Here is a 7612-nt window from a genome sequence, read left to right as displayed (position 1 = left end):
TTTTACTTCTTTTTTCGTCTTCCCGACCCCTAACTGACTAATAACCAAAAGGTTAGCTAGTTTCGCTCCCGGTGTCTTCCCTGATTTGGGACTGCAAAGTACCGCATTTTTTTCCCCTTTGTCAAGACCTACATCGAAAATAATTGAAGCCGGTTTAGTAGGGTGTTGATTATTAGGCGATAAGGGATGAATTTATTTTTTCATTTTCTGATAAAAACCGGATTGACCGGATAAAACGATGGATGGCAGGGATCTTATTCTCCTGATTTTGCTCCAGCAATCGAACGAAAGCACTTCCAATAATAGCCCCGTTGGCATACTGGCTCGCCGTCTGAAAAGTGGCATAATCCTGAATACCGAAACCAATCAGGCGCGGATTTTTTATATTCATCGCATTAATCCGGTTGAAATACGCCTTCATTTCGTCCGAAATTCCTTTTTGTGACCCTGTCGTGCTCGCCGACGAAACCATATAAATGAATCCGTCGCTGAGCTGATCGATTTGCCGAATCCGAGATTCGGAGGTTTGGGGCGTTATTAAAAAGATATTTAATAGGTTATATTGATCGAACGTTGCTTTGTAATCGCGCTCGTACACATCAATCGGCAAATCCGGCACAATAATTCCATCGACCCCCACCGCAGCGCACTGTTGACAAAAGGCTTCGATGCCAAATTGGACGACCGGGTTTAGGTAGCCCATCAACAAAATAGGAACCTGCACTTTTTCGCGTATTCCCCGTAATTGCTCGAACAGGATTCGCAGCGACATGCCGTTATTCAGGGCTTTTTGATTGCTCTGCTGAATTGTTTCGCCATCGGCCACCGGATCTGAATAAGGCATTCCGATTTCAATCAAATCAACGCCGGCTTCCTGTAAGGTCTCTAAAATGGGAACGGTATCATTCAACTGCGGAAAACCCGCTGTAAAATATACATTCAGGATTTGCTCTGATTTCTTTTGAAAAACTTCGATAATGCGGTTCATGATAATACAATCAGGGAATGGAACGTTTTCCCGCTAATCGTTGCCGATTAGCGGGTCAAAACGGTTTTACGAATGCTAATTTGTTAGGAAAGACGCGTTGTGTAGGCTGCCAAGTCTTTATCGCCCCGTCCGGAAAGACAAATTACGACCACCTCGTCGGGTCGGGCCTTCAGTTTGGATAAGCTGGCCAGTGCATGCGACGACTCCAAGGCCGGAATAATGCCCTCCAGGCGACTTAATTCGAAAGCTGCTTCTACGGCTTCCTCGTCGGTAATGGCGAAAAATGTGCCTCGTCCTGAAGCGAACAAATGGGCATGCAGCGGACCAATGCCGGGGTAATCCAGACCGGCCGAAATGGAATACGGTTCTACTACCTGACCATCTTCTGTTTGCATCAGGATGGTACTGCTGCCGTGCAGAATACCCGGTTTTCCCAGGGCCGTTGTGGCGGCCGAATGGCCGGAATTAAGGCCCTGTCCGGCGGCTTCGGCAGCAATCAATTTCACCGAAGGCTCATCAAGGTAATGATAAAAAGCCCCGGCGGCATTGCTTCCTCCTCCCACGCAGGCGATGACGTAATCGGGATTGGCCTGACCGGTTTTTTCCAGCAACTGTTTCCGTACCTCTTCCGAAATGACCGATTGAAAACGAGCGACCATGTCGGGGTATGGGTGCGGCCCCACCACAGAACCGATTACGTAATGCGTATCGACCGGGTTATTGATCCAGTGTCGCATGGCTTCGTTGGTAGCATCTTTCAGTGTCCGGCTTCCACTGGTGGCCGGCACAACCTGGGCGCCCAGCATCCGCATTCGATCGACGTTCGGTTTCTGGCGTTCCATGTCGATGCTACCCATGTATACGATACACTCCAGCCCCATCAAGGCGCAGACCGTGGCCGTTGCGACGCCATGCTGACCGGCTCCGGTTTCGGCCACGATTCGCTTTTTCCCCAATCGCTGGGCTACCAGAATTTGACCGATTGTATTGTTGACTTTATGTGCTCCCGTATGACACAGGTCTTCACGTTTCAGATACACCGTCGTATTATAGGCGGCTGACAGACGACGGGCGTGAAAAAGGGGCGTCGGGCGGCCCACATAATCGGTCAGTAAATCCCGAAATTCACGCTGGAAAGCAGGATCGGCGATAATAGTCCGGTAATTCGCACGGAGTTCTTCCACATTCGGGTAAAGCATTTCCGGAATATACGCTCCGCCGAAGGTTCCGTAATAGCCCCGTTCGTCGACCTGGTAAGCTGATTTTAATTCTGTGGTTTCCATTGTACTCAAAAACAATCACGCAGTAACTTCTACCCGTACCCGTCTACTCGCCGGGCATTTTCAGTGGTTACTTTTTTATTTTAAATAAGGCAGAAAAGCCTGGGAGACCGCTATAGCTGTCTCTGTTTCTTGTATAGCTATTTCAATAACTTCGGATTAAGCGACCGTTTCCTCTTCTTCGATGGGTTTTAAACGGGTGATGATTGCTTTGACCAGTTCGATGTCTTTCAGGCCCGGACTCATCTCGACCCGGCTGTTGATATCGACACCGTAGAGCTTGAGGTGTTTAATTTTTTCGAGGGCATCCAGACTGTCGGCATCGATTCCGCCACTGATAAAAAACGGTTTCTCGTTGTCGTACCGGTTCATCAGGCTCCAGTCGAACAAAACCCCGTTCCCGCCGTACTGATCTCCTTTGGCATCAAACAAAAAGAAGTCGCAGGACGGCTTGTAGTTGTTGATCATGCTGAAGTTGAACGTTCCATCAACCGAAAACGCCTTGATGATACTAACACCCCGGTTGCGCAGGTTCCGGCAGAAATCCGGCGTCTCCGTACCGTGCAGCTGAACATACTGCAAATCGTACTTTTTCACGCTCCGCAGAATGTAATCTGGGCTGGCGTTGACAAAAACGCCCACTTTTTTCACATTGCGCGGGAACGATTTCAACTGCTCTGCGTCCAACTCATCACCCACAAACCGGAGTGATTTGTCGTAAAAAATAAACCCCATAAAATCGGGGGCCAGGGCGAGCAGTTCGCGAATGTTGTCGGAATCCCGCATTCCACAGACTTTTACTTTCATACGATATATTGTTTTTGAGATAATGGATTCAACTGATTCAGGTCGGCGAGCAATTGTTCCAAAGCCTGCGCCGGATCGGCGGTTTTCATAAAGGTCTCCCCGATTAAAAAACCCCGATACCCTGACTGTTGAAGCGACAGGATGGATTCTGCCTGCTGCAAACCGCTTTCCGAAATTTTGACAAACGAATCAGGAATCAGGGAAGCCAGCCGGACGGAGGTTTCAGTATCGGTCACGAAGGTTTTCAGGTTGCGGTTATTGACGCCCACCAGATCGACGGTTTCGGTCAAATGGCTGGCCAGCTCGGCTTCATCGTGCACTTCGAGCAGAACTTCCAGGGCCAGATCGTGCGCCAGCTGACTGAAGGTTTGAACCTCTTCGGGCGACAAACAGGCGGCAATGAGCAAAATAAAATCCGCCCCGATTGCCCTGGCTTCGACAATCTGGTACGGATCGATGATAAAGTCTTTCCGGATGATGGGCGTGGCTGGATTGGCTTCCCGCGCCTGGGTCAAATCCTGCGACGTACCGCCAAAAAATGGCTCATCGGTCAAAACCGACAGGCAAGCGGCTCCGGCCCGAACATAGCCAGCCGTGGTTTCGGCCACCAAAACCTGATCATTGATAATGCCTTTGGAGGGCGATTTCCGCTTGAACTCGGCAATGATGCCCGACGATCCGGGCCGACAAATGGCATCGCGAGCCGACAACGGTTTCCGGTTGAAAAGGGGTCGTTGTTCCAGCTCCCGTTGGGATACTACGGTTTTTTGGTATTCTACTTCGGTTCGTTTCCGCTCAATAATCCGTTTCAGTACGTCCATTCTATAATCCGGTGGTATTGCACTACTCGACTCTCACTCTTTATTTTTGGGGCGGTTAAGCCGCCAGTAATTTTTTCAAACTGTTCAGCGCCCGCCGGCTCTCCAGCGACTCCCGTGCCTGTTGAATGCCTTCCTCAACGGTTTTTGCGTGCCCGGCAACTACCAATGCCAGAGCAGCATTCGCAACCACGGCGTCGGTTTGGGCCGGTGTGGCTTCGTTGTTCAGCACATTCATAAAAATACGGGCAGAATCTTCAACTGACTTTCCGCCGGCCAGTTGTTCCGGCTGGAGTTGGGGCAAGCCAATTTGGTGCGGAGTCAGCACTTGCTCAGCGTGTGCGGAGATCGTTTTGAAGGCGCCGGTCAGCGACACTTCGTCATAGCCATCCAGAGCGTGTAAAATCATAAACCGCTTGGGCGTTTGCTGATAAAGATACGCATATAATCTGGCTAATTCAAGACTAAACACGCCAACGAGCTGTTTTTTCGGAAAAGCCGGGTTTACCATCGGGCCCAGAACGTTAAAAAAAGTCTTAACACCAAGCTCCTTTCGAATCGGCCCGACATTTTTCATGGCCGGATGGAACAGGGGCGCGTGCAGAAAACAGATTCCTGCTTCTTCAACTTTTTTCCGTAAAACATCGTAATCGTTCGTAAACCGGTAGCCGAGGTATTCCATCACCGTTGACGAACCGCACATCGACGAAACCCCATGATTTCCGTGTTTGGTAATTCGCTGCCCGGCCCCGGCTACCACAAAGGCCGAGAGGGTCGAAATATTGAAGGTATCTTTGCCATCGCCCCCGGTTCCGCACAAATCCATGACATCGAACTCCGACAAATCGACCGGCAAACAGAGTTCCAGCATCGCATCGCGGAAGCCTTCCAGTTCTTCCACGGTAATGCTTCGCATCATGTAAACCGTCAGAAAGGCGGCAATCTGCGAGGTGTTATACTGCCCCGTGCTGATGCCGACCAAAACGCGCTGGGCTTCTTCTTTCGTTAAGGTTTTATATTCGAAAAGGTGGTTTAGTATGTCTTTCATGGATGGAGCAGACGTTCAAGTCTTTCTTATTTCTGATAAAAAGCATTTGAGGGGCAGTTTTCGGAAACTGGTCCGGAACGGTAAGTAGTTGTACACCATTTCCCGATCGGATTCGGCCAGCTTAAACACGCGACGGTATTCCGGCAACAAACGCCCCAGGGAACAACGGTTTCCAGCTTCACGCTTTCAACCAGTTTTCCAGCATTTGTTTGCCGTGTTCGGTCAGTACTGACTCCGGATGAAACTGCACACCGCGAACATCGTATTCTTTGTGCGCAATGCCCATCACCCGGCCTTCCTCGTCCACGGCCGTAACGGTCAACGCTGCCGGAACGCTATCCGGAATTACCGTCCAGGAATGATATCGCCCCACCAGCAAGTCCTGAGGTAATCCATTAAATAAGCGCTCCGAGGTATTTTTTATAAAAGCCCGATGCGCGACACCGTGGTATACATCCGACATATTTTCGAGCGTTGCCCCAAAGGCTTCACTGATCCCCTGGTGGCCCAAACAAATGCCCAAAATACTCTTCGTCGGTGCGTAGGTGCGAATGATTTCCTGCATAATACCCGCTTCCGACGGAATACCGGGTCCCGGTGACAACAGGATTTTATCATAGGCATCCACCGCTTCGAGCGTAATTTTGTCGTTCCGGTACACATCTACCGTATGCCCCAACTCGCGGAGAATATAGACGAGGTTGTACGTAAATGAGTCGTAATTGTCGATAACCAGCACTTTCATAAAACCGTTCTTTTAAATTTTTTCAGCCTGTTTCATGGCGGTACGCAATGCCATCAATTTATTATGTACTTCCTGCAATTCGCTTTCCGGATTGGATTTAGCCACGATGCCGGCCCCAGCCTGGTAGTACAGGGTGTTATTTTTACTGAGGAAAGTCCGGATCATAATGGCCTGATTGAAATCGCCACTAAAATCCATGAAACCGATGCACCCCGCGTAAAAACCGCGACTTGTTTTTTCATAGCGATCGATCAGTTGCATTGCCATGTGTTTCGGAGCACCCGAGAGCGTTCCGGCCGGAAACGTTTCGCCCACAATCCGCAGCGGTTTTGCATTTTCGTCCATTTCACCGACCACTTTCGACACCAGGTGAATGACGTGGGAGTAATATTGAACTTCCTTAAAAGTTTCCACTTTCACAGTTTTGCAGTTCCGGCTCAGGTCATTTCGGGCCAGGTCGACCAGCATGACGTGCTCAGCCGTTTCTTTCGGATCATTATGAAGTTTCTGGGCCAATTCAGCATCCGCAACATCGTCTCCGGTCCGGCGGAAAGTGCCGGCTATCGGATAAATAATCGCCTTGTTACCTTTCACAACAATCTGTGCTTCCGGCGACGACCCAAATACTTTATAATTACCGTAATCGAAATAAAAGAGATAGGGCGAGGGATTCAGCGAGCGTAGGGCGCGGTAAACATTGAATTCGTCCCCCCGAAATGCCGTAGAAAATTTACGGGACAGCACGATCTGGAAGACATCACCCCGGTTGCAATGGTCGATCCCTTTATGAATAATTTCTAAAAATTCCTGATCCGTAAAATTAGATTGCTCGTCCTCGGTGGTCTGGAAGGTGTAAGAAGGGAAATTGCGGTTTTTTATCAGCGTCTCAATATAATCGAGGTGGTTCGAACCGGTTTCGTTATCGTCTGATGAATACGAATGCTCAAACAGGTAAAGCTCGTCTTTGAAGTGATTGATCGCGATAACATACCGAAAAACCTGGTAAACAACCAGGGGTACATCGTTTTGGGCTGGAGCAGCTTTAAAAGAAATATCCTCAAAAAACTGAACCGCATTGTAACCAATATGCCCAAATAAGCCATTTGTGATAAACGGAAACGGCAATTTCTCGTATTGAAAACCGGCCCGGAAGTTTTCAATAGCGGTTAGCAAATCATCAGTTGGCGAACAAGCGACAGAATGGGCACTTCCATCCGGATAGTTAAGCTGTATAGTTGCGCCATCAAATTCAAACCTGGCTACCGGATCGAAGCAGATGTAGGAATAGCTGTTGTCATTACCGTGATAATCCGAGCTTTCGAGTAATATGCTGTTCACAAATTTATCCCTCAGTCGCAGATAAATGCTTACTGGAGTGAGGGTATCAGCCAACATTTTTCGATACGTACTGGTTACTTTAAAGAAGCGAGGGGGTTGTTGGGTTTGAGCGGACGCTACCATGGCCAAAATGAATAGGTTAGAAATGAAAAAAGCCCACTGTGTTGAACAGTGGGCTTTTGAAAAACCAGTTTTGGTTGGTTACAAAGCATAATGGGACTGTTCAACTCGGCTAGAAGAAGAACGCCACCACCAAAGATTTGAAGAAGTTACTCCAAAATTCATGTCTGTAAACCGTTAATTAAGTCGGGGTGGCGGGATTCGAACCCACGGCCTCTACGTCCCGAACGTAGCGCGCTACCGGGCTGCGCTACACCCCGATTGATGCGCAAAGATAAAACTTTACTAAAAACTGGAAAGAAAATATTTGTCCCCATCTCATTTTCATGAAATGGGGACGGTAAAATCTGTGGTGGCGGCAACCTACTCTCCCGGAAGTGACTCCAGTACCATCGGCGTAACGGGGCTTAACGGCTCTGTTCGGTATGGGAAGAGGTGTTCCCCCGCACCCTTACCACCATCCCAGCT

General features: G+C 49.1%; 7 protein-coding genes, 1 tRNA gene and 1 rRNA gene. All 9 read right to left on the bottom strand.

The genetic code is table 11. The annotated features are described in order from the left end of the window. Positions 1 to 172 precede the first annotated feature (172 nt). Positions 173 to 988, bottom strand: a complete 816-nt coding sequence (trpA, locus tag ACFPMF_RS27935) for a tryptophan synthase subunit alpha (RefSeq protein ID WP_379851462.1) — start codon at positions 986 to 988, stop codon at positions 173 to 175. Between the two features lie 83 nt (positions 989 to 1071). Continuing rightward, positions 1072 to 2271, bottom strand: a complete 1200-nt coding sequence (trpB, locus tag ACFPMF_RS27930) for a tryptophan synthase subunit beta (protein WP_379851461.1) — start codon at positions 2269 to 2271, stop codon at positions 1072 to 1074. 156 nt (positions 2272 to 2427) lie between these two features. Then, positions 2428 to 3075 (bottom strand): phosphoribosylanthranilate isomerase, encoded by a 648-nt coding sequence (locus ACFPMF_RS27925; RefSeq protein WP_379851459.1) that lies wholly within the window; start codon positions 3073 to 3075, stop codon positions 2428 to 2430. Then, positions 3072 to 3896 carry an indole-3-glycerol phosphate synthase TrpC gene (gene trpC, locus ACFPMF_RS27920; RefSeq protein ID WP_379851457.1) on the bottom strand — a complete coding sequence of 275 codons (825 nt, stop codon included), beginning with the start codon at positions 3894 to 3896 and terminating at the stop codon, positions 3072 to 3074. Before trpC ends, ACFPMF_RS27925 begins: the two co-directional genes overlap by 4 nt. A 55-nt stretch (positions 3897 to 3951) precedes the next feature. Next, positions 3952 to 4941, bottom strand: a complete 990-nt coding sequence (trpD, locus tag ACFPMF_RS27915) for an anthranilate phosphoribosyltransferase (protein WP_379851455.1) — start codon at positions 4939 to 4941, stop codon at positions 3952 to 3954. Between the two features lie 178 nt (positions 4942 to 5119). Then, positions 5120 to 5686, bottom strand: a complete 567-nt coding sequence (locus tag ACFPMF_RS27910) for an anthranilate synthase component II (protein WP_379851453.1) — start codon at positions 5684 to 5686, stop codon at positions 5120 to 5122. 12 nt (positions 5687 to 5698) lie between these two features. Next, a complete protein-coding gene (locus tag ACFPMF_RS27905) occupies positions 5699 to 7147 on the bottom strand; it encodes an anthranilate synthase component I family protein (RefSeq protein WP_379851451.1) in 1449 nt (482 codons plus the stop codon). Between the two features lie 183 nt (positions 7148 to 7330). Then, positions 7331 to 7404 (bottom strand) — tRNA-Pro (locus ACFPMF_RS27900). A gap of 90 nt (positions 7405 to 7494) precedes the next feature. After that, positions 7495 to 7606: ribosomal RNA gene (gene rrf / locus ACFPMF_RS27895) — 5S ribosomal RNA — on the bottom strand. Positions 7607 to 7612: the final 6 nt, after the last annotated feature.

The sequence above is a fragment of the Larkinella bovis genome (assembly GCF_042655385.1).
Taxonomy (GTDB): domain Bacteria; phylum Bacteroidota; class Bacteroidia; order Cytophagales; family Spirosomataceae; genus Larkinella; species Larkinella bovis.
This window is presented reverse-complemented; position numbering and strand designations above follow the sequence as displayed.

Coding starts and splice junctions, on each gene's coding strand:
- trpA (WP_379851462.1), bottom strand. CDS start 988: ATGAACCGCATTATCGAAGTTTTTCAAAAGAAATCAGAGCAAATCCTG.
- trpB (WP_379851461.1), bottom strand. CDS start 2,271: ATGGAAACCACAGAATTAAAATCAGCTTACCAGGTCGACGAACGGGGC.
- ACFPMF_RS27925 (WP_379851459.1), bottom strand. CDS start 3,075: ATGAAAGTAAAAGTCTGTGGAATGCGGGATTCCGACAACATTCGCGAA.
- trpC (WP_379851457.1), bottom strand. CDS start 3,896: ATGGACGTACTGAAACGGATTATTGAGCGGAAACGAACCGAAGTAGAA.
- trpD (WP_379851455.1), bottom strand. CDS start 4,941: ATGAAAGACATACTAAACCACCTTTTCGAATATAAAACCTTAACGAAA.
- ACFPMF_RS27910 (WP_379851453.1), bottom strand. CDS start 5,686: ATGAAAGTGCTGGTTATCGACAATTACGACTCATTTACGTACAACCTC.
- ACFPMF_RS27905 (WP_379851451.1), bottom strand. CDS start 7,147: ATGGTAGCGTCCGCTCAAACCCAACAACCCCCTCGCTTCTTTAAAGTA.